This window comes from Acinetobacter sp. YH12200, from assembly GCF_013418175.1.
In the GTDB taxonomy this organism is placed as follows: domain Bacteria; phylum Pseudomonadota; class Gammaproteobacteria; order Pseudomonadales; family Moraxellaceae; genus Acinetobacter; species Acinetobacter pseudolwoffii.
The window spans coordinates 39,566-60,413 of the sequence record NZ_VPCO01000003.1 but is presented as its reverse complement, the minus strand read 5'-3'; the positions used below and the strand labels follow the sequence as shown (position 1 = coordinate 60,413).

General features: G+C 42.0%; 19 protein-coding genes. 11 read left to right on the top strand and 8 right to left on the bottom strand.

The window, feature by feature from the left end:
• Positions 1–613 precede the first annotated feature (613 nt).
• The 7 genes from katE to FTU90_RS03120 all read left to right on the top strand — a co-directional run bounded on the left by katE (position 614) and on the right by FTU90_RS03120 (position 7,580).
• Positions 614–2,737, top strand: coding sequence for a catalase HPII (gene katE / locus FTU90_RS03150; RefSeq protein ID WP_159138447.1), 2,124 nt, complete (start codon positions 614–616; stop codon positions 2,735–2,737).
• A 59-nt stretch (positions 2,738–2,796) separates the two neighbouring features.
• Entirely contained in the window at positions 2,797–3,006 is a 210-nt protein-coding gene (locus FTU90_RS03145; RefSeq protein ID WP_005096139.1) for a hypothetical protein, read from the top strand.
• Between the two features lie 50 nt (positions 3,007–3,056).
• Entirely contained in the window at positions 3,057–4,040 is a 984-nt protein-coding gene (locus tag FTU90_RS03140) for an acyl-CoA dehydrogenase (protein WP_100328867.1), read from the top strand.
• Complete coding sequence (locus tag FTU90_RS03135) at positions 4,028–4,810, top strand: PIG-L deacetylase family protein (protein ID WP_005172141.1); 783 nt, start codon at positions 4,028–4,030, stop codon at positions 4,808–4,810. The genes FTU90_RS03140 and FTU90_RS03135 overlap by 13 nt, the downstream gene beginning before the upstream one ends.
• On the top strand, positions 4,803–5,417 hold the full coding sequence (locus FTU90_RS03130) for a class I SAM-dependent methyltransferase (protein WP_100328866.1): 615 nt from the start codon (positions 4,803–4,805) through the stop codon (positions 5,415–5,417). Before FTU90_RS03135 ends, FTU90_RS03130 begins: the two co-directional genes overlap by 8 nt.
• Positions 5,414–6,127: a glycosyltransferase family 2 protein gene (locus tag FTU90_RS03125; RefSeq protein WP_159138446.1), complete on the top strand. Its 714-nt coding sequence runs from the start codon at positions 5,414–5,416 to the stop codon at positions 6,125–6,127. Before FTU90_RS03130 ends, FTU90_RS03125 begins: the two co-directional genes overlap by 4 nt.
• Positions 6,128–6,332: 205 nt before the next feature.
• Positions 6,333–7,580: an MFS transporter gene (locus FTU90_RS03120; protein ID WP_159138445.1), complete on the top strand. Its 1,248-nt coding sequence runs from the start codon at positions 6,333–6,335 to the stop codon at positions 7,578–7,580.
• 26 nt (positions 7,581–7,606) lie between these two features.
• Here FTU90_RS03120 and FTU90_RS03115 read toward each other — a convergent pair whose 3' ends face one another.
• Both FTU90_RS03115 and otsB read right to left on the bottom strand, forming a co-directional pair.
• Positions 7,607–9,040 (bottom strand): trehalose-6-phosphate synthase, encoded by a 1,434-nt coding sequence (locus FTU90_RS03115; protein WP_005096146.1) that lies wholly within the window; start codon positions 9,038–9,040, stop codon positions 7,607–7,609.
• On the bottom strand, positions 8,997–9,878 hold the full coding sequence (gene otsB / locus FTU90_RS03110; protein ID WP_100534448.1) for a trehalose-phosphatase: 882 nt from the start codon (positions 9,876–9,878) through the stop codon (positions 8,997–8,999). Before otsB ends, FTU90_RS03115 begins: the two co-directional genes overlap by 44 nt.
• Before the next feature lie 1,152 nt (positions 9,879–11,030).
• Here otsB and FTU90_RS03105 point away from each other — a divergent pair.
• The 4 genes from FTU90_RS03105 (at position 11,031) to FTU90_RS03090 (ending at position 15,427) form a co-directional block, all read left to right on the top strand.
• Complete coding sequence (locus tag FTU90_RS03105) at positions 11,031–11,267, top strand: hypothetical protein (RefSeq protein ID WP_171294222.1); 237 nt, start codon at positions 11,031–11,033, stop codon at positions 11,265–11,267.
• A 374-nt stretch (positions 11,268–11,641) separates the two neighbouring features.
• The gene (sbmA, locus tag FTU90_RS03100; RefSeq protein ID WP_005096155.1) at positions 11,642–12,835 is read left to right on the top strand and encodes a peptide antibiotic transporter SbmA; all 1,194 of its coding nucleotides are present in this window, start codon (positions 11,642–11,644) and stop codon (positions 12,833–12,835) included.
• 682 nt (positions 12,836–13,517) lie between these two features.
• The gene (locus FTU90_RS03095; RefSeq protein ID WP_005172121.1) at positions 13,518–14,474 is read left to right on the top strand and encodes a hypothetical protein; all 957 of its coding nucleotides are present in this window, start codon (positions 13,518–13,520) and stop codon (positions 14,472–14,474) included.
• Between the two features lie 464 nt (positions 14,475–14,938).
• Positions 14,939–15,427: a hypothetical protein gene (locus FTU90_RS03090; protein WP_159138444.1), complete on the top strand. Its 489-nt coding sequence runs from the start codon at positions 14,939–14,941 to the stop codon at positions 15,425–15,427.
• 15 nt (positions 15,428–15,442) lie between these two features.
• Here FTU90_RS03090 and FTU90_RS03085 read toward each other — a convergent pair whose 3' ends face one another.
• The 6 genes from FTU90_RS03085 to gatC form a co-directional block, all read right to left on the bottom strand.
• Positions 15,443–15,664, bottom strand: a complete 222-nt coding sequence (locus FTU90_RS03085) for a hypothetical protein (protein ID WP_159138443.1) — start codon at positions 15,662–15,664, stop codon at positions 15,443–15,445.
• 237 nt (positions 15,665–15,901) lie between these two features.
• Positions 15,902–16,507, bottom strand: a complete 606-nt coding sequence (locus FTU90_RS03080) for a hypothetical protein (protein ID WP_100357577.1) — start codon at positions 16,505–16,507, stop codon at positions 15,902–15,904.
• A gap of 14 nt (positions 16,508–16,521) precedes the next feature.
• Positions 16,522–17,361 (bottom strand): DUF6236 family protein, encoded by an 840-nt coding sequence (locus FTU90_RS03075; protein WP_100357576.1) that lies wholly within the window; start codon positions 17,359–17,361, stop codon positions 16,522–16,524.
• A gap of 96 nt (positions 17,362–17,457) precedes the next feature.
• The gene (gene gatB, locus FTU90_RS03070; protein WP_159138442.1) at positions 17,458–18,951 is read right to left on the bottom strand and encodes an Asp-tRNA(Asn)/Glu-tRNA(Gln) amidotransferase subunit GatB; all 1,494 of its coding nucleotides are present in this window, start codon (positions 18,949–18,951) and stop codon (positions 17,458–17,460) included.
• Positions 18,951–20,429 carry an Asp-tRNA(Asn)/Glu-tRNA(Gln) amidotransferase subunit GatA gene (gene gatA / locus FTU90_RS03065; protein WP_159138441.1) on the bottom strand — a complete coding sequence of 493 codons (1,479 nt, stop codon included), beginning with the start codon at positions 20,427–20,429 and terminating at the stop codon, positions 18,951–18,953. The genes gatB and gatA overlap by 1 nt, the downstream gene beginning before the upstream one ends.
• A 52-nt stretch (positions 20,430–20,481) precedes the next feature.
• A complete protein-coding gene (gene gatC, locus FTU90_RS03060; RefSeq protein WP_005096170.1) occupies positions 20,482–20,796 on the bottom strand; it encodes an Asp-tRNA(Asn)/Glu-tRNA(Gln) amidotransferase subunit GatC in 315 nt (104 codons plus the stop codon).
• Between the last annotated feature and the right edge of the window lie 52 nt (positions 20,797–20,848).

Genomic DNA, 20,848 nt, shown 5'->3' with positions numbered 1-20,848 from the left:
GATATTAGATCAATAGACAGGCAGGAAGTTTAGTCATTATGTATAGCCTGCAGAGAGGATTGTAACTTTTCAATTTAATAAACTTTATTTCTCTTTATCAACCTAGCGATAATTATCCCAACAGATTTAGAACGTTGAAAAAAGCCTTAGCTATTTCAGAATGGAAATATTGCACTGATTCATGATGACGGATTTGTATGCACTATCACATCTTGCCTGAAGAACTTTTATTGCAACATAGCATGACTAAAATTTTATATCTCTTTTAAATGAATGAGATGGCTGTGTGCAAAGATCATAAAAAAAGAGGGGGTTTATAAAAAAATAACACAACGCTGCCTTAATTAAACAAGGCACAACAAAGAATAATAAACCTCTTTCCTAAATGCAGTTATGTTAGGACACAGGCGCGGTCAATAACAATATCCCAGAAAGCAAAATCCTACGAGACAGAACACAGAGATGAAGTGCTGACTTGAGACAGAATTGGCTGTAGCAACTGGGTTTGCGGGAATCATGTTATTGGCCAACCCATGCGAGACATATAAGCTCAAGCGACTTTGAGATAGACAAAAATATCTGCACTAAACTCAATCTCAGCAAGGAAAACATCATGAAAATTAAGGCGAATAGTCCAGCCACAGGCAAAAATGGTTTAGATAAGCAAAATACCAATAAAAAGAGTGAGCAGCTTGACGTATATCGTAGCGATGCAACCGAGCAGACACTCACCACCAATCAGGGCGTTAAAATCTCAGATAACCAGAACAGTCTTAAAGCAGGTGTTCGTGGTGCGACCTTAATGGAAGATTTTATTCTGCGTGAAAAGATCACCCATTTTGACCACGAACGTATTCCGGAGCGTATTGTGCATGCGCGTGGTGTCGGTGCACATGGTTTTTTTGAAGCTTATCCAGGCAATGAAAAACTGACCAAAGCAGGCTTTCTGACCAATACCAGTGTACAAACGCCGGTATTTGTACGTTTTTCTACGGTACAGGGGCCGCGTGGTTCGGCAGATACTGTACGCGATATTCGCGGTTTTGCGACCAAATTCTATACTGAAGAAGGTAATTTTGACCTGGTGGCGAATGATGCGCCGGTATTCTTTATTCAGGACGGGATCAAGTTCCCGGATTTTGTACATGCGGTGAAGCCTGAGCCACAAACTGAAATTCCAACCGGTGCATCAGCACATGATACGTTCTGGGATTTTGTTTCTTTAGTGCCTGAATCAGCGCATGCGGTGATGTGGGCCATGTCAGATCGGGGTATTCCGCGTAATTTAAGAGCCATTCAAGGCTTTGGGGTGCATAGCTTCCGGTTGATCAATGCCGAAAATAAAGCGGTTTTTGTGAAATTTCACTGGACGCCAAAACAGGGTCTCGCCCAACTGGTCTGGGATGAAGCACAAAAACTGGCGGGTAAAGACCCGGATTTCCATCGTCGTGACTTATACGAAGCGATTGCATCCGGGAATTATCCAGAATGGGAGCTCGGTGTACAGGTCGTTCCAGAAGAAGATGAAATGAAATATGATTTCGATTTGCTGGATCCAACCAAAATTATTCCGGAAGAACTTGTGCCGGTGACGCCGATTGGCAGAATGGTGCTGAACCGTAATGTCGATTATTTCTTTGGTGAAACCGAGCAGGTAGCATTCTGTCCGGGACATATTGTGCCGGGACTAGATTTTACCAATGATCCCTTATTACAAGCACGTCTGTTCTCCTATACCGATACCCAGCTCAGCCGTTTAGGTGGTCCAAACTTCCACCAGATTCCAATCAACAAGCCGGTTTGTCCGTTCCACAATAATCAGCGTGACGGGTTACATCAGCGTATTGTACATACCGGTCAAGCCAGTTATGAACCAAACTCGATTGATGATCACTGGCCGGCTGAAGCTCCGCCAGCAGCACAAGATGGTGGTTTTGAAAGCTATCAGGAACGTATTGATGGTCACAAGATCCGTCAGCGCAGTGAATCTTTTAGTGATCATTTCAGTCAACCTCGTCTTTTCTATCGCAGCCAGGCACCCCATGAGCAAAAACATATTGTCGATGCCTATGTCTTCGAACTGAGCAAGGTAGAACGCAAATATATTCGTGAGCGTGAAGTACTGGAAGTGCTGTGTAACATCGACTTGGACTTGGCACAACAAGTCGCGGATCAATTGGGCATTGAAATTCCGGCAGAGAAAAAAGCGGCAACATTGCCAGAGGTAAAGGTTTCACCGCGTTTATCTTTCGAGGCCTTTAAACCCGAAGATATTAAGGCACGGAAAATCGCGCTACTGGTACACGATAAAGCCAATGAGGCCAGTATCAAAGCCGTTCAAGCCTGGGCAGAATCAGAGGGTGCTGTGGTCGATGTACTGACCCCGAAACCGGGTCCGGTACTGGGTCAGCAAGGCGAGGTAATTCCTTCTGACGGTATGCAAAAAGCCGAGCCATCGATTGCCTATGATGCCGTGGTGATTACTGATGGTGATAATTATGATGTGGTGATGAAAGATGGTGTGGCGACTCATTATCTGCTGGAAGCGTATAAGCACCTGAAACCGATTATCTTCCTGGGCGATAAAGCCAAGCTGATTGAAGATCTGCGCCTGATCAGGGATGAAGGGACTTTGGCGCATGAACAGTTTGACGCGGTACAAGACAGCTTCAAGACTTTGATCATGAACCATCGTGTCTGGGCGCGTGAACTGGTTGCAGAAAGCATTCCTGCCTAAACGACTAGAGGATAGGAGCCTTGGCTTCTATCCTTCTGGTTTCAAAATGGATAAATAATATGGTAAGACCGGATGCCAAAAAGTTATTGGCACAGGTACAGCAAGCCAAATGGAATCGAGAACAGGACATCTATCTGATTGAGCATAACCATTTGCCTTTAGCTGAACTGATGCAGCAACTTTGTTTCAATGAAGAAGAAATCATGGCACGCCGTAAGGTATTAGGCCTGACCACACGGTTAAAACAAATGCGAAAACTTTCCCATTAACTGACTTTAAAACATAACAATAGTGCCGTATTTGATGAGGAAGAGCCTGCATGAACCTCGGTTCAATATTACAAAGATTTGAAAATTCTCCGCTGGAGCTAGAAGAAAAAATTCCTAAGACCCTGATGGAACTGGTATCGATTTCCGATCAGATTCCTTATCCCGCTTCTGGAAACACCTTAAAACGCTGGCGGATGCTTAGTCAGGTTTCCGCAAGCAATCTGAGTCTGGGCAAACTGTTTGAATCACATCTGGATGCCTTGGCCATTTTGCATGAACTGAATATTCCGCTAGAGCAAAAAGGTCTATGGGCAGTCTGGGCGGCAGAAGGCGGGCCAAGCCCTTTAACATTAGACGCCGGAAAACTTACAGGAATAAAGCCTTGGTGTTCTGCCTCGGTCTGGGTGCAATATGGTCTGCTGACTTATCGTGATGAGCAGCAACGATCACAGTTGCTGATTCTTGATCTGCAACAAGCAGGTATTCAGCATCATACGGACATTTGGCAGGCGGTGGGCATGCAGCATACCTTGACTGCCCGACTTGAACTGAATCAGGTTAATGCTAAAAAAGTTGCAGCGCCGAATGCTTATCTGGATCGGGCGGGCTTCTGGCATGGCGCTGCCGGCGTGGCTGCCTGCTGGTACGGCGCAACCGTGCGTTTGGCTGAATATTTAAAACAGGCTGTCTTGTTAAAACCGCATGCCTATAAGGCCATGTATCTCGGCGAAATCAGTCGGAAGCTTTTAGCGACACAGGCTTTGTTTTATCAAGTCGCAGATTTAATTGATCAGCAGCCTAAATTTCCCCATCAATTACAGATTCAGGCCTTGCGTGCTCAGGTTGAAGCGACCGCTTTAAACGTGCTGACTCAGGTGGGTAAGGCCCTTGGCGCTGCACCGTATTGCGAGCAGCCACATTTTGCCCGACTTGCAGCCGATCTGCCGGTGTTTATTCGTCAGAGCCATGCCGCCTTTGATCTGGAACGGATTGGTGAATTGAGTGTGCAGGAGGAAGAGTTATGGACATTATAAGACACGAGATTGTCGAAGACCGTGTCATCCATGGCGAAGGTACACGGCTTGAAGAATGGCGCTCTTGCCAGATTTTGCAACAGATGCCGGAATTCGATATTCCCAGCATTATTCCATCAGATGCCCGAGTCTGCATTATTGCCCCGCATCCGGATGATGAAATTTTGGGTTGTGGCGGTCTGATTCAGCGTCTGGACACATTGGGATATCAGATTGTACTTTTTGCCGTTACCAATGGTACCGCCAGCCATCCAGACTCGATTTTGTATAACCCGGAAGAGTTGAACCAGATTCGTCCTGCTGAAACGCGAGCAGCTTTGGAAGAGTTAGCATTGAAGCAGAATATTCTGCGGATTGCGCTGGATATTCAGGATGGCCAGGTCGCAGAACAGCGAGAACTGCTGAAACAGCATTTGCAATCTTATTTGCAGCCCAATGATGTGCTCATTACCACCTTTGTGCATGATGGACATCCAGATCATGAAATTACAGGGCAGGTCACCCAACAGCTAGCAACCGAACGGCACTTATCCTGTATTCAGGTCCTGATTTGGGCCTGGCATTGGGCCACACCTGGAGATACCAGAATTCCCTGGACCATCGCTCATCAACTCAAATTGACTGATCGAGAATTGCACTATAAGTCTCGAGCTGCGCGGTGTTTTAAGAGTCAGATCGAGCTTGACCCTAGCATAGAACAGGCACCCATTCTGCCAGAGCAGGCATTACAGCGTATTTTACAACCCTGGGAGGTGTATCTGTATGAATAGTAAAGTAGCCTATGATCAGGAATATTTTGATGCCTTGTATGCGCTGAATCAGGGAGATCCCTGGCACTATGAACAACGCTGGTATGAACAGCGCAAACGGCAGATTTGTCTGGCGGTCTTGCCGCGTTTGCAGTTTGACTCCGCGATTGAAATTGGTTGTAGTAATGGCATCTTCAGTCAGGAACTGGCACAGCGAACAGCAACTTTAATGTGTCTGGATGCCAACGAAACTGCTATTCAATTGGCTCGGCAGCGTTTACATGCTTATCCGCATGTACAGGTACTACAGCGGATTGTGCCAGATCATTTGCCGCAACAGAAATTTCAGCTCATTGTGGTTAGTGAGATTCTATATTATTTAGATCCGGCCGCATTACAACAGGTGCTGGCATGGTTGCATACTGCACTCGAACCCGGTGGATGTATCTTGAGTTGTCATTGGCGCGCGCCGATTGCAGGATTTAGCTTAAATGGTGAAGAGGTACATCGACAATTAAAAGCCCAGTTAAAATATAAGCATAATCTCAGCGTACAGGATTCAGACTTTCTGGTCGATCTGTGGCTGAATTCTGCGCAATCTGTGGCAGAGCTGGAGGGCTTGAAATGAAGAAAATTGCGGTGGTGATTCCGGCCTGTAATGAAGAAGCCTATATTGAACGTTGCCTGAAAGCATTAAAATATGCACGACTTTACTTCTTTCAGCATGTGGGAAAATTAGCAGTTCTGCCCGAGATCAAGATTCTGGTGGTTTTAGACAGTTGCACCGATTCTACTGCAAGCAAAGTTCAGCAGTCGGGAATCCAGACGATCAGTTGTCATTTTAAAAATGTAGGAAAGGCACGTCATCTAGGCGTTCAGCACATGATCGAGCAGGGTTGTGACTGGATTTGTTGTACCGATGCCGATTCTTTTGTACAGCGTGACTGGTTTCAGGTCATGTTGCAGCACCAACCGGCGGATGTGATTTGTGGGGTGGTCGATCTGGATGAATGGGGGCATTTAAGCACATTAGCCCGTCAGACTTATCTGAGTCATTATCAGGACAAGATGGATCACCGTCATATTCATGGGGCAAATCTATGTTTTAAAGCCGCGTCTTATCTACAGGTAAACGGCTTTCAGCAACTGGACTGTCATGAAGATGTCGATTTCATCCATCGCCTAGAACATGTCGGGGCAAAGATTATCTGGTCGAATCAGCTCAGAGTGACCACCAGCAGTCGGCTTAGCTCAAAAATTGCAGCCGGTTTCGCACATTTTCTGCAAAATCTGGAGCTTAAAGAAGCCGCTGAAAAACCGATCAGCCTATGCAAATAAAATTACAAAATTATAAATTTTATACAATCAGCCACTTGTAAAAAATCTCGAAATTAGCGCCTAAAAGCTATTCCATTTAAAATTATTCTGTTTATAATTCACGCAAATTAAGCCCCGCCTACTTATACATTTCAGCTATAAGTCAGTGGGGTTTTTCTATGGATGATCGGTAATGGATGCCTGAGCCTTCTTTTTAGGTAATACAATGTTTAATCAAACTCTGCTTTCTCGAATTCAGTCTCCATCACCCCATCTATGGCAGAAAATAGCGACTGCATTGTGCTTCTTTAGCTTGGGTTTTAGTACCGCAGCTTGGGCACCTTTAATTCCCTATGCACAGCAGCGCCTGTTACTCAATCATGCAGACTTTGGTCTGTTATTACTCTGTGCCGGAATTGGATCCATGCTGACGATGCCACTGGCAGGCCGACTCGCCAATACATTAGGTTGCCGTGCGGTTCTAGCTGTGGTGTTAATAGCATTTTTGTTTATTTTGCCTGCTTTGGCGTATAGCCCGAATCATTTGATGATGGCGATCAGCCTGTTTTTCTTTGGGGCCAGTGCTGGTGCTTTGGGGGTGACAGTCAATATTCAGGCCGCACAGGTTGAGAAAAAACTTGCTAAAAGTTTAATGTCGGGTTTCCATGGCGTATGTAGCCTCGGTGGTCTGGCCGGTGTGCTGGGAATGACCACGTTAATGGGATTCGGTCTAGCGCCTTTAACTGGCGCAGTTATTGTCAGTGCGATTTTGCTATTGATTGCAATATTGGCTATTCCTTTTAGCTTGGGGATTGAGCCAAAAACAGTGCTAGAGGAAACCTCCTCATCAGAACAGTCAGCGACAAAAGCAGCACCCACCTGGGCGATTCTAGGCATCGGTTTGATCTGTTTTGTGGCGTTCCTGTCCGAAGGCGCAGCGATGGACTGGAGCGGGATTTATCTTGCCAACCAGTTCAATTTGCCAGCGGCTCAAACTGGTTTGGCTTATAGCTTCTTTGCGGCCTTGATGGTATTGGGCCGTTTCAGCGGACATCTCATTATTCAACAGTTTGGTGAAAAAAATACCATTCTACTGAGTGCAATTTTGGCTGCAACCGGTTTATTGACTGTGGTCTTTGCACCAGTCTGGCAAGTAGTGTTGCTGGGCTATGCCATTCTCGGTCTGGGCAGTGCTAATATTGTACCGTTAATGTTTTCACGTGCAGGCCGTCAAAAAACCTTGGCTTCACATGTGGCATTATCCTATGTATCGGTATTTGCATACACAGGTTCACTGATCGGACCGGCATTGGTCGGTTTCGGCAGTGAAATTATTGGCTTGAGTCTGGTGTTTAGTGTGATTGCGATAGGTCTATTCAGTATTGTGATCCTGAATCATCTGACTGCAGATCCAAAAGATGCACAAGCAGCCGAAGAGCTTATCTCTCCGCTACAAAATGAAACACCAGCATAATGCTGGTGTTTTTTTCAGGTGTGTATTTAAGCATGCACACTGAACTGGGTAGAAATTCCGCTAGCCACCGGACGATAGATTCGTACACTCTGTGATTTTTTCAAGTCAGTGATAAATTGATCTCGCCAGCGAATAATATCGAAGTTTTTCAAGCCTTGGCTTAAATAACGATAACGTTCTAAACGCTCCGATTTAGACATGCGCAGCGCTTTTTTCAAGGCTTTGGACATACTGTCATGCTCATAAGGATCGACCAGTAAGGCTTCTTTCATTTGTTCAGCAGCACCGGCATATTTAGACAGAATCAAAACACCCGGATCGAGTGGATTCTGCGCCGCAATATATTCTTTCGCCACCAGATTCATACCATCCCGGATCGAATTTACCCAGCAAATATCTGCCTTACGATACAGTTGCATTAAGGCTTCATGACCTAAGGTTTCATAACTGCAATCGAAAGGTTGCCAGTCTGCTGTGCCATGCTGGGTATTGAGTTCCTGCACGGCAGACTGGAATTGCTCATACAGGTTTTTATAGGTTTTGACATCCAGTCGGCATGGGCAGGCAATTTGCAGTTGCTGAAACTGATGTTTAAATTCGGGCTGATCTTCCAGCAAGCTTTGCAAGGATCCGATTTTCTCAAGCAAGCCCTTACTATAATCAATCCGATCGACCGAAATAATGCGTTTATAAGGACGGACTGTCTCGAGATCAAAAGGCAATTTGCTAAGCTGGCTATCAGCCGCCTGATTTTGCAGTTGAACTGGATGCACGCCAATTGGATAGCATTTCACATAAATCCGTCTTGACTGATAATTCAGGATTTCATCATGACGATGCTTGATTTTTAAGGTCTGTTCCAGAAACTGGATACAGTTTTTCTGATCGCGTGGGGTTTGAAATCCGAGTACATCGAAGTGAGCCAGATGATGCGCCAGATCCTGATAGGCTGGTAAAGTCTGCCAGAGTTTCAGTTCAGGAAAAGGAATATGCAGGAAGAAACCAATACGGTTACGCATACCCAGTTTTCGACAGTAATGCGCCACACTTAAAAAATGGTAATCATGAATCCAGATGATGTCATGGGGAGAGGCGACCTGTTTCAGATGCTTGGCAAAGCGTAAATTGACATCCTTATAGGTTTTGAAATCCTGCGGCTGATAATCCACAAGTTGATGCTGATCATGCATCAGCGGCCATAAGGCATTATTGGCAAAACCACAATAAAAACCCTGATATTGGGGCTCAGTCAAAGGACTCGTATGATATTCAACATTCTGATGTTTGAGGATTTGAAACTTCTGCTCTTTGCCATGATCGACTCTGGAACCATTCCAGCCGACCCAAATGCCGCCAATATCCTGCAAAGCATCCTGCAAAGCTACCGCTAATCCACCTGCCTGTGTATTGTCTGGGTTAGGTAGATTCACACGATTTGATAACACAATGAGTTTTGACATGTGATTTCTCCAATAATTGTTGTTGTTGTGCTTTAAATAATGCTAAAAGCTCCGTTAAAAAAGCTTGTACTTGTGTTACGTTTTCGAGCCGATGTTGTGCTACGGTGTTGCCCGTGCCGACTTTAATGGAGCAGCCTTTTAAGCTATTAATCACCTGAAAGCCAGCTTCATCGGTCAGGTCATCACCGATAAAAATAGGGTAATGATCACTTAAATGAGCTTGCTGGTGAATGTGTTGAATGGCTGAACCTTTGTTTGCACCTTTGGGTACCAGCTCAAATACAAACTTCCCGGCCTTCAGTTCAAATGCTTGAAAGTGGGTCAGACAATCCAATGCAAATGTATGCACCAGATCTTCTAAATGTGGATGTTCACGAAAATGCAGTGCGACCGAATAGTCTTTCTTTTCTATTCGAATCTGAGGAAGCTGAGCGCTATGTTCAGTAATATAATTTTTTAATAATTCAAATTGCTCAGAATTTAAATCAATTAAATGACTTAAATGCGATTGATAGTTTAATTCCAGACCATGTGAGCCGGCAATATTCCAGTCAAAGGGATAAATAAGTTTTTGAGCTTGTGCAATAGAACGTCCAGTGATTAATACCAACTCAATATATTGTTGTAGCTCTTTCAAGGTATTTAAGGTTTCATCTTTAATTATATTTTTTGTTGGATCAGGATGGAATTCAGAAATAGTTCCATCAATATCAAGAAATAAAATAAGTTTATGAGAATAAATAACTGGATTGAGTTGAGTTAAAATCACTTGAGCTAATAGAGGAGAAGGCACTATAAGTGAATCTTCTACATCTTGATCAGAGTGTTGAGCGGACATAAACTCTACCTAAGTATTTGAAATAAAATTAATTTAAAATCTAAAACTGCCTGATTAATTTTTAATCTAATAAATTTATAGCATATTTCATTTAACAGACTGGATTTAAGTGTAGAAAAGAAACATTTTTAACAAGTACAGTTACTTTGTAAAATTTGGAAATATTTTTAATGTAAAAGATATTATTCTTAATAAATTTTAAAGATAATGCTCTGACTGTTTTTTATTAATTGATTTTTATTTAGGATTATTTTTTATTTAAGCCATAATATTCAATGTGATTGCTTGAGTTGTTTGAAATTTTAATCGCTATAATTTGGTATTTTTTTTTAAAATTTGATATATTTTAAATGTAGATAATATAAGTTAATTTTATTTAAAATGAATTTTTTGGATGAAAATAATTAACCCTATTCTTGGAGTGAAAAAAATAGAAGACAAGCTGTTGAAATTATTATTTTTTAAATATATAAAAGGTCATGAAGATATGGGGGCTATTAGAATGTTACAGGATAATAATTTATTGCTCTATAATTTTCTTTAGATCGGATATAACAAATTAGACGATGTTTAAGGGTTTTTGAAATTAGTTTTACAGATTTAAATTTTTCTCATTATTAGATTTTTAATTTTATCATTTGGTATAAAAAGTCACTCATATAGACTGATATTTTTTAATTTACTGGTCATAAATAGCTAGAATATTCAAGTTTCAAAATCAAGAAGTTGAGCTTAGGTGAAGTTAAGCTAAAGAAAAAGGTGTGTAAGGAAAGAAGATCCTTTAAGTACTGGAACTTACATAAAAGGGGAAAAACGGGTGAAAATTATTTAGTCCAGGCCAAAAAATAGGTGGATTTTCAACTATAAAGTTATTTTTTGTACGAATCATATCCCGCTTAGACTGCTAAGGACTTCTCAGAAAAGAAGAGAAATGAATTTTAAGAAGGGAATAAAATAACGATAACTTACATTCAAAAGGAAGCTTAGTTGAGGGCCGTATCATATCAATTCAGCAGCTGGCACAGATACAACCCGTCTGTTCAAAATGGAGAAAGTGCTTAGAGCTCTCTCCACAGCTCATTTTCATCTTTTAAAGGAATTGTGAAGTTAAAGTCATCATCATTACTGACCAAAAGACTGGTGGGAGTCTGCATGACCACTTTCAAAACAGTGCCTGCCTCAAAAATAATCGGGGTGCAATTTTCCTTTTCTAAGGTCAATGGTTTAAGTAATTCAATTACCGAACTTTCCATAGTTTTATTCCAAAATAAGATTACTTTTCGAGAGTTAAATCATAGCATGATTTTTGAAAATTTAACTATTTCTGCGAAAAATGAGAACTGGGTCAATGATTTATTTACTTCAGTAGCAGCAAAACCTTTTATCTAAACATCTATAAAACCATTATTGAGTATTTGATTTTATTCTATTTATAGAACCTTAAGAAGCTATATTCGTTTGTAATAAAACAGATAGGCCGTACTGATGTACAGGATTTAAAAATACATAAGGCAAAAACTTGATGATTCATGTGCCTGATTGCCTCTGGAGCTTTAGATAGGCTGATCAAGAATAAAAAGACTCATTAAGAGAAAAATACGTTTTGAAAATCTATAAAAATAAATTTTATAAGGGACTATGCATCGCTATGTTATTTTTTAAACTAAATTGAAAATTAATGCTTTATAACAGTAAAAGTCTAAAATAAGAATAAACTAGGCGTCATTTGGATGACCCAAATATAGAAGGAGAACTCGGTCAGCATGTTCAAGTCATTTTTTCCGCAACCTGTCTGGTTTTTTAGCAGCCTGATTTTGTGGTTTATCCTTAATCTTGTGCTTTGGCATACTGGCGGATCAGGATGGGGAGTCTATTTGGGTTTCCCTGAAGGCTATTCTGAGGAAAGTCTCGCTATCGGTATCAGTCGTTTCTGGTCAGCCAAGTTTCTCTGGTTCTACCTTTGGTTTTTTCTTGCCACTGCCATATTTGCTCTCTTCTGGACGTGGAAAGCACAACATCCATGGCAGCGTTGGTCAGTCTGGGGCTCGGCTTTTATCCTGTTTAATATCTGGTTTGGAGTACAGGTCAATGTCGTTTTAAATGAATGGTATAGCCCGTTTTATGACCAGATCCAGAAAATGCTAGGCAGCGGTGGCGGAGATGTTTCACTTCTCTATCAAGAAGCTTTAACCTTTATCTATATCGCCATGATTTACGTCACTTTGGCCGTATTTAATATGTTTTTCGTCAGCCATTATGTGTTCCGCTGGCGTACCGCGATGAATAACTATTACACGGCACATTGGGAACAATTGCGTCATATTGAAGGCGCATCCCAGCGTATTCAGGAAGATACCATGCGCTTTGCCAAAACCACGGAACAGCTGAGTGTTTCCCTGATTGAAGCATTGATGTTATTGATGGCGTTTCTGCCTATCCTGTACCAGCTTTCAAGTCATGTAAAGGTTCTGCCAATTGTGGGAGAAATACCGCATGCTTTAATGTGGGCTTCTATTGGATGGGCCGTATTGGGTACCGTCATTTTGATGGTGGTCGGGATGAAACTGCCAGGACTGGAGTTTAATAACCAGAAAGTCGAGGCTGCTTACCGTAAAGAACTGGTGTACGGAGAGGATCATGCTGATCGGGCTCATCCGCTGACACTGCAAGAACTGTTTAGCCGGGTACGCTGGAATTATTTCCGTCTGTATTTTCACTATGCCTATTTCAACCTGGTCCGGATCTGGTACTTACAGTTAGACAATATCTATGGATTATTTATCCTGTTTCCGAGTATTGCAGCAGGAACGATCACCCTGGGTTTGATGATGCAAATCCTGAATGTATTTGGAAAAGTACGTGAGTCCTTCCAATATCTGATTTTATCGTGGCCGACCATTATTGAGCTGATGTCGATCTATAAACGTTTAAAAGCATTTGAATCCCATCTGGATTAATTTTTTCTAAGTTACCCATTAGATTGTAAAAGCCAAATGATTTTATCTTTGGCTTTTTATATCTAAATCGACGTTAATATCTAATCGAAAAGCTTGATCTGACCGTTGGTTAGATCAGATCAAATAGGAGCAAAATATCCCAATATAGGGGTATTCAGGTCTGGTTTTCCTGATTAGAATCTTAATGACCAGCGAAGATGGAGTTTAATTTCCAGCGGTTTAACGTATAAAAATAAGAAGTGTACGTTGAGGAAATTATTCTGATGCTGATCTTGTTCAGACAATGCTATAGAGGGTAAAAAGTAATTTTTTACACATGATAATAAAGATCTGTACCATTATCTTGAATAAGCTGCCGAAGAAAGATTGCTATCTTTCTTCGGCTTTTTATGTGGTGTTCTATTTATTTCTGATTCAATCCCGCTGTTATTTATCCTTTAACTACGCGCCAGAAGGATGCTTATCTCAATTTTTATAGGCTGAGGCTTGGCATAATGTATAGGGTTGTGAATGATGTGCCTCCTTTTTATCTTTTAAATTTGATACTTATCAACATCTTGTGTTTGTTGTTTGCTGCTATTTAGGCTATGTTATACGGGAATTTGGGGTTGAGATATTTGCTGTGAAGCTAAACGTAATAATTCTAATAATAGGGGCAATAGGCTTGGCGGGATGTAATAGCGTGAGTCGGCTGAAATCAGGGGTTTTACATCCTTTTGCCAGTCCGGAAGAGCTAATCGCCAAGCGGGCTTTGAATCAACGTGATGGCAGTGCAAAAGATTATATTTATCTTTGGGGGCAAGCACAGAAAAATAACAGCACTCAGGCCATGTATCCGCGTTCGATCCTGACGCAATATTGTCATGAACAAGGCGGTAAATTTTCCCTATTGTATAGAAGTAATTTTAATGCCGTGGCAGATCTTGCCCAACGCAAACGCCTGAGTACAAACCGAGGTGTGGTACAGGGAAGCGGCGCCTATCAGTGTCGTATGGATGGCCTGGCTGAAAGCTGGATCGTCTCGATCGAGCCGGTTTCTGAACGACAGGTCGATAAAACCAGCCAGAACCGTAGCGTTCGATTGCTGACCAAGTTGATGAGTGCGACTGAGGCAAGAAACTTTTACCTTGCTGCAAATAAGAACACTGTCGCTACCCAGAAAAAGACTGCTGCATCGATAAAAACGCCTGTAACGAAGAGCACGAATGAACTTAAAGAATCAGCGCGTAAAGAGCAGGAAAGGAAAGAATTAGAGAGAAAGGAATTAGAAAGAAAAGAGTTAGAGAAAAAACAGATCGCGACGAGGGTAGTCCCCGTGAGAGCTTCAGTGGTAGAAACACCCCAACAGCAGCAGATGAAGCTCTATGTGGCAGCACGCCGTGATATTAATAGTGGCAAGAACCTGAATAATGCCTGCAATAATGCGCAGCGTGCCTACAATTATGGCAAATTGCAGGGGACTGAGGGAACTCGGGTTTATACCGAATCTGGTATGCTGGTTGCTCGCTGTTTGAACGGGATTCCGGCCTATGCCAACCGTTTCCCGAATGCTAAAACTCAGGCCAAGCGTGTGCTACAGAATCTGTCTAATAACTATAATCATAGTGGGGCGAAGAATATGTTGAGACAGATCAAATAAGCACTGAATTAAACGCATTTAATCCAGAATCCGTATGATGATTTTGATTCACCAGAAGATGGGATAAAAAATCAGTTCAATCAGGTCGGATATAGAGGATGAGATCCGACTGCGTTTGCTGGGCAGGTCGCGCGATTCGAACATCCATCTTCGAAAAACAGGATGGATCAATAACAATACGGTCAAGCTAAAGAACACAACCAGTCTCCAAGGAAGGATGCTGTTGAAGGTGTTTGCAGTCATCATGATTATTTTTATTGTTTGAATTTGAATAATAACGCTAAGTTTACTCGATCAATATCACCATCTAATGAATAGCATGATGGGATGAAATTTTTCATCTGAATTAATTTTAAATCCAGTTCAGGTTTTACAGAGTTCTATCAGTATATTTCCTTTTTACATGATACAAAGAAACTATTTTCAGCGCCAAAATGCTGATGTCATATTAAAAGGAAGTGGTGATGAGTTTAAAAAATTCTTCTCGTATTCGTTTATTTTTTCTAGGTGCAACATTGTTGGGAGCAGCACAGGTTACGATGGCTGGCCCAACGGTCGATCAGCTGAGTGACTGTTTGATGAAGTCCACTACAGCCACTGATAAAACCACGGTCTTGCAATGGACATTTGTGGCATTGGGCAATCATCCCGATTTAAAGGCTTTTAGCAATGTAACCGCAACTCAAAAGGAAGTATTAGACAAGAATCTAGGGACGGTGTTGCAGCGCATTTTAGTGGAGCAATGTTCAGCACAGACCAAGGCGGTGATTCAAGCTGAAGGTTTACAGGCTGTGGGCGATAGTTTTCAGGCTTTGGGTAAAACCACAGGTGAGGAAATTTTAAAGAATCCTGAAATCAATAATCAGCTTAAAGGTGTGCTGCGTTATATCGATTTAAATCGTGTGGCACAGACTTTTTTGACACCAGATTTGCTGAATAAGTTGGGGTTGTAAGAGGGTAAGCTGGTTTTATTTGAAAATAGCGATAATGATTTTAATCAGCCAGTAAATAGGATAGAAAATAAATTCAAGCCCATCTGCTAAGCCCAAACCGCGCTGTTTTCTATATGGTACAGGCTGAGCTGCGGATAGTCGTTTACGCCATTTGATCATTATCAGTAAAATGATAATGACCAGAGCAAATAATCCGATGAGGGTTTGAATGATGGTAAGTAATAGTTCAGATGTCATTTTTGTTTTGCTTGGATATTTCTGATTTTATAGTATAAATAATAAAAATCTTGCTAGTAACCGCTTGCGCTGCATTTTAAAGTAGTGCTTTAAAACTTGCTCAGGAGAGGGAGTCTTTTAATAATCCTCTCCCTCTTGCGCGTTATAACGCTCATCCTTTAAAAAAGGAGAGGGAACTACGTGTATCAATTTGATTACGTGACAAAGTCCCCCTTTTCAAAGGGGGATTTAGGGGGATTAAATCAAATCAGGATAAAACTTTTCAAATTCTTTATTCACCGCTTTACCCCGTAATAAATAGCCTTTTGGCTGGATATAACTATAAATGTCCCGTGCAGACTGTTCATGCCAACCAATGTTAAATGCACAGAGTTTTGGGAAAAATTGTAGATGGCTATAGTTCAAATTGTTATGAATCCAATAAGCAAGTTGTTGCCAATTACTTTGGTCTTTTTCATACAATTCTAAGAATGATGGAATAACGATACACGCCGTCGCACCATAGCCTTTTACATCGGGATAGTCCCAAATATGACTGGCAAAGTTTTTCTCATTAGTTGCGCAGTTATGTCCTTTTTCATTGCCGAGTTGATTCACGCTTGGTGAGCGATAAGCTGAACGAATGGCAATACGTCCAAACTTTTGTTGTAGTGGCTCGAGCAGTTGTTGGCAGAGTTCTGTTCCTGTACGAATGGCGATGTCAGGATGATCTGGGAAGTTGGGTACACCGTACCAATTGGCGATTTCGCTATAAAGGAAATCACGCATGAAAAAGGATTTAGACAGCTGAATGCGTCCTAAGTCTTCGAGTTTGGCGATTGAGGTTACTTTTTTGATGGCCATAAAAATTACCCAACTCAAATAATATTATTTTGCTTAGCTCTAACTAAGTAATCGAGTTTTAAATTGCCTTCAGCAGATTTTAAAGTCCATTCTTTTGAAAATTTAAACTTGAGCATTGATCTTAATGTATTAGCAATAGTTAAAACAGGAAATGTAGTTGAAGCAATATCAATAATCCCAGTTTTTATCATTTCAGCTAATACACTTTCATTAAATTCTAAACTTACTGAATGATCGACTCGAGAGGTAAAGCGAAAACGTTCAGTGAGAGTTCTGTCTAAGTTATGAATTGCTACTTTTAGATCATAAAATTCTTTTTTCCTTCTTAAGTCTTTATCTTCGCTATTTAATATTTTTTCATATATCTCATCTAAAGAATTATGTAATGCTATCAATTCAGCATTTCTTTGTGTTTTGAAATCTAATAAATCGTGAATAGCTATATCTTTTCGCGGAACAGGTAATAATTTTCTTAGCTCAACTTTTAAAACATCTTTATTACTATATTGAATTGGATCATTGTCTTTGGAGTCGAGCATATTTACGAGAGTCCAATCATTTTCAGGATCTTGAAGTTTTATATTAGCCACATATGTATGAGATTTTTGAAGTATATTTGCCATTTCGCCTGAGTTAAATGGGGACTTAACAAGCTCTAAAATCCCTGCTTCAACATAATCCTGTTCGAAAGGAAGTCCTAATTTTATAGCTCGTTGTTCAGGTATCGCTATTTTGTCCCAATACAAAGAAAAGTATTGTAATTCTTGAGTGTTATATGACCTTTCAATAAAGACACTATTTTTTTCTACATCACATTTCATTAAGGCTGGAGGAATAATAATACCTCTTTGCATTATTTTAGTTCTCGAAAAAATTATTACCTTAATTATAAGTGATAAATAAAAAGAAAACCCGCTCTAAAGCGGGTTTTCTTTTAAAGAAAGATCAGATCAACCAATCAATTTCTTCATCAACTCATTCACTTGCGCAGGGTTGGCTTTACCCTTAGACGCTTTCATCACTTGACCAACCAGACCGTTGAAAGCTTTTTCTTTACCAGATTTGTACTCTTCAACCATCTTCTCGTTGGCGGCAAGCACTTCCTTAATAATTGCTTCAATCGCGCCTGTATCAGTTTCCTGTTTCAAGCCTTTTTCAGCAATAATCTCGTCCGCAGTTTTGCCTTCTTCCCACATAAAGCCGAACACTTGTTTCGCGATCTTACCGCTAATGGTGTTATCGACAATACGTGCGATCATGCCGCCCAGTTTCTCCGCAGAAACAGGAGAATCTTGAAGATCTAGGCCTGCTTTGTTGAGCGCCCCTGAGAATTCGCCCATCACCCAGTTTGCAGCAATCTTACCTTGTGCAGCGCCGCCAGCAGCTTTCACGACTTCTTCATAAAACTCTGACATTTCACGAGTAAGCGTTAGAACGTGAGCATCGTACTCAGTCACGCCAAAGTCCGCCACAAAACGCGCACGACGTGCCGCAGGCAGCTCAGGCATGGTGGCTTTGATTGCTTCGATTTGTTCATCCGCAATCACCACAGGCAACAAGTCAGGGTCAGGGAAGTAACGGTAATCGTTGGCTTCTTCTTTTGAACGCATTGAACGCGTTTCCATCTTCACAGGATCGAATAAACGCGTTTCCTGATCAATGGTGCCGTCCCATTCCAGAATTTCCATTTGACGTTCAATTTCAACATTGATCGCCTGTTCAATGAAACGGAATGAGTTGAGGTTTTTCAATTCGCAACGCGTACCGAAGGGTTGACCCGGACGACGTAAAGACACGTTACAGTCACAACGGAACGAACCTTCCGCCATGTTGCCGTCAGAAATGCCTAACCAGCGCACCAGCGTATGAATCGCTTTAATATAAGCAACCGCTTCTTCAACCGAACGCATATCTGGTTCAGAAACGATTTCAAGCAGTGGCGTACCGGCACGGTTCAAGTCGATACCGGACATGCCTTCAAACTGGTCATGAATCGATTTACCCGCATCTTCCTCAAGGTGCGCACGGGTTACGCCAATCCGTTTAACCGTGCCATCTTCAAGCTGGATGTCGATATGACCCAAGCCCACAATCGGATTGTCCATCTGGCTAATCTGGTAGCCTTTTGGCGAATCCGGGTAGAAATAGTTTTTACGCGCAAATACGGAGGCCTGATCAATATAGGCATCGATACCCAAACCAAAGCGAATCGCAAGATCCACCACTTCTTTATTCAATACCGGCAATACGCCCGGCATGGCCAAATCAACCAGGCTGGCTTGGGTGTTTGGATCATTACCGAAAACAGTCGATGAACCTGAGAAAATTTTGGTATTGGTGGCAAGCTGAGTGTGAATCTCGATACCAATAACGACTTCCCAACCCTCAATCAGGTTAGATTTTGGTTTAGCCGCTTTTGTAGAATTGTTTTGAGCTTGAGCCATTATGCATTCTCCTCAGCAATTGCCGCGCGTTGTGTATGCCAATCAGTTGCTTGCTGATACTGGTGTACCACAGACAATAATTGCGATTCTGACCAGTAATTCCCAATCAACTGTAAGCCAACTGGCAAGTTGTTCTGGTCAAAACCAACAGGCGCGTTAATCGCAGGAAGACCTGCCAGGTTCACTGCAAGTGTATAAATATCGCCCAGGTACATTTCAACCGGAGTCAAATCCGCACCAATTTTATAGGCAGTCGTTGGCGCAGATGGCGCAGCAATCACATCGACAGATTCAAAGGCTTTAAGGAAATCTTGCTGGATCAGGCGACGTACTTTTTGTGCTTTCACATAATATGCATCGTAGTAACCCGCGGATAACGCATATGTGCCAATCAGGATACGACGTTGCACTTCTGCACCAAAACCTTCTGAACGTGAACGTTTGTACAAGTCCATCAAGTCCACTGGATTTTCACAGCGGTAGCCATAACGCACACCGTCAAAGCGTTGTAAGTTAGAGGATGCTTCAGCAGGTGCGATCAGGTAGTAAGTCGGAACGTAGCTTTCGGTCATGTTGAGGTCGATCTCAACCAGCGTAGCGCCCAGGTCTTCTAACTTTTTCAATGATTCTTCGACACGTGCTTTAACATCTTCAGCTAGGCCGGCAACATTAAAGTACTGTTTTGGAATACCAATGCGTAAACCTTTGACGGATGTATCATTCAGGTTCGCCACATAGTTATCTACGGTTTGATTCATCGATGTTGAATCTTTGGCATCATGACCGGCCATCACGTTCATCAGGTAGGCACAGTCTTCCGCCGAGCGTGCCATCGGGCCGCCTTGGTCTAAAGATGATGCATAGGCAATCATACCGAAGCGCGACACACGGCCATAGGTCGGTTTAAGTCCTGTCAGGCCACAGAATGACGCAGGTTGACGAATAGAGCCACCGGTGTCAGTACCGGTAGCAAAGGGTGCCAGATCCGCTGCAACAGCTGCTGCTGAACCACCTGAAGAACCGCCAGGGACATGGTCTAAATTCCAAGGGTTAGCCGTTGCGCCGTAATATGAGTTTTCAGAGGTCGAACCCATGGCGAATTCGTCCATGTTCAATTTACCCAAAGTCACCAGGCCCGAAGCTTTGCCTTTCGCGACAACGGTGGCGTCATAAGGAGAGATAAAATTGTCCAGTATTTTAGAACCGGCAGTGGTTTTGATGCCTTGAGTACAGAAAATGTCTTTATGCGCGATTGGTACGCCTGTTAACACATTTGCACCACCTGCCTTACGCAGTGTGTCAGCCGCATCAGCTTCTGCCAATGCCAATTCAGGCGTAACGGTTACATATGATTTTACTTGAGCATCAATTTTTGCAATACGCTTTAAGTAATGTTCAGTCAATTCGCGAGATGAAAACTGGGCATTTGCCAGACCTTCACTGAGTTCACGAATGGATAAGCGATGTAAATCTGTCATGAGAAATAATTCTTTACGTTTAATTTAATAAAAAGAATGAACTGGGTAGTAATTACTCAATCACGCGCGGTACGAGGTATAGACCATCCTGAACAGCAGGTGCAACTGCTTGGTATTGCTCGCGATGATTGCTTTCTGAGACCACATCTTCACGTAGTGGCTGAGGATGGTCGAAAGGGCTCTTCAGCGGTTCAATTCCGTCGGTATTGATGCCTTTCAATGTGTCCATCATGCCTAAAATCTTATTTAAACTTTGAGCATATTCAGCAGATTGCGTATCATTGAGAGATAACCTTGCAAGGTGGGCAATGGCTGAAACTGTTTCTGCACTTAAATCTGCAGAATGCTGTGCATCCGATGTAGACATAATATTACCTAATCAGTATTAAAAAAATTCAAATTATCATGCGTTATGATAA

Bases quoted from the DNA above. Each gene is read 5' to 3' on its own strand.
- sbmA (WP_005096155.1), top strand. From the start codon at position 11,642: ATGTTCAAGTCATTTTTTCCGCAACCTGTCTGGTTTTTTAGCAGCCTG.
- FTU90_RS03090 (WP_159138444.1), top strand. From the start codon at position 14,939: ATGAGTTTAAAAAATTCTTCTCGTATTCGTTTATTTTTTCTAGGTGCA.
- FTU90_RS03075 (WP_100357576.1), bottom strand. From the start codon at position 17,361: ATGCAAAGAGGTATTATTATTCCTCCAGCCTTAATGAAATGTGATGTA.
- FTU90_RS03125 (WP_159138446.1), top strand. From the start codon at position 5,414: ATGAAGAAAATTGCGGTGGTGATTCCGGCCTGTAATGAAGAAGCCTAT.
- gatB (WP_159138442.1), bottom strand. From the start codon at position 18,951: ATGGCTCAAGCTCAAAACAATTCTACAAAAGCGGCTAAACCAAAATCT.
- gatC (WP_005096170.1), bottom strand. From the start codon at position 20,796: ATGTCTACATCGGATGCACAGCATTCTGCAGATTTAAGTGCAGAAACA.
- FTU90_RS03135 (WP_005172141.1), top strand. From the start codon at position 4,028: ATGGACATTATAAGACACGAGATTGTCGAAGACCGTGTCATCCATGGC.
- gatA (WP_159138441.1), bottom strand. From the start codon at position 20,429: ATGACAGATTTACATCGCTTATCCATTCGTGAACTCAGTGAAGGTCTG.
- katE (WP_159138447.1), top strand. From the start codon at position 614: ATGAAAATTAAGGCGAATAGTCCAGCCACAGGCAAAAATGGTTTAGAT.
- FTU90_RS03105 (WP_171294222.1), top strand. From the start codon at position 11,031: ATGACCACTTTCAAAACAGTGCCTGCCTCAAAAATAATCGGGGTGCAA.
- otsB (WP_100534448.1), bottom strand. From the start codon at position 9,878: ATGTCCGCTCAACACTCTGATCAAGATGTAGAAGATTCACTTATAGTG.
- FTU90_RS03140 (WP_100328867.1), top strand. From the start codon at position 3,057: ATGAACCTCGGTTCAATATTACAAAGATTTGAAAATTCTCCGCTGGAG.
- FTU90_RS03130 (WP_100328866.1), top strand. From the start codon at position 4,803: ATGAATAGTAAAGTAGCCTATGATCAGGAATATTTTGATGCCTTGTAT.
- FTU90_RS03085 (WP_159138443.1), bottom strand. From the start codon at position 15,664: ATGACATCTGAACTATTACTTACCATCATTCAAACCCTCATCGGATTA.
- FTU90_RS03120 (WP_159138445.1), top strand. From the start codon at position 6,333: ATGTTTAATCAAACTCTGCTTTCTCGAATTCAGTCTCCATCACCCCAT.
- FTU90_RS03115 (WP_005096146.1), bottom strand. From the start codon at position 9,040: ATGTCAAAACTCATTGTGTTATCAAATCGTGTGAATCTACCTAACCCA.
- FTU90_RS03080 (WP_100357577.1), bottom strand. From the start codon at position 16,507: ATGGCCATCAAAAAAGTAACCTCAATCGCCAAACTCGAAGACTTAGGA.
- FTU90_RS03145 (WP_005096139.1), top strand. From the start codon at position 2,797: ATGGTAAGACCGGATGCCAAAAAGTTATTGGCACAGGTACAGCAAGCC.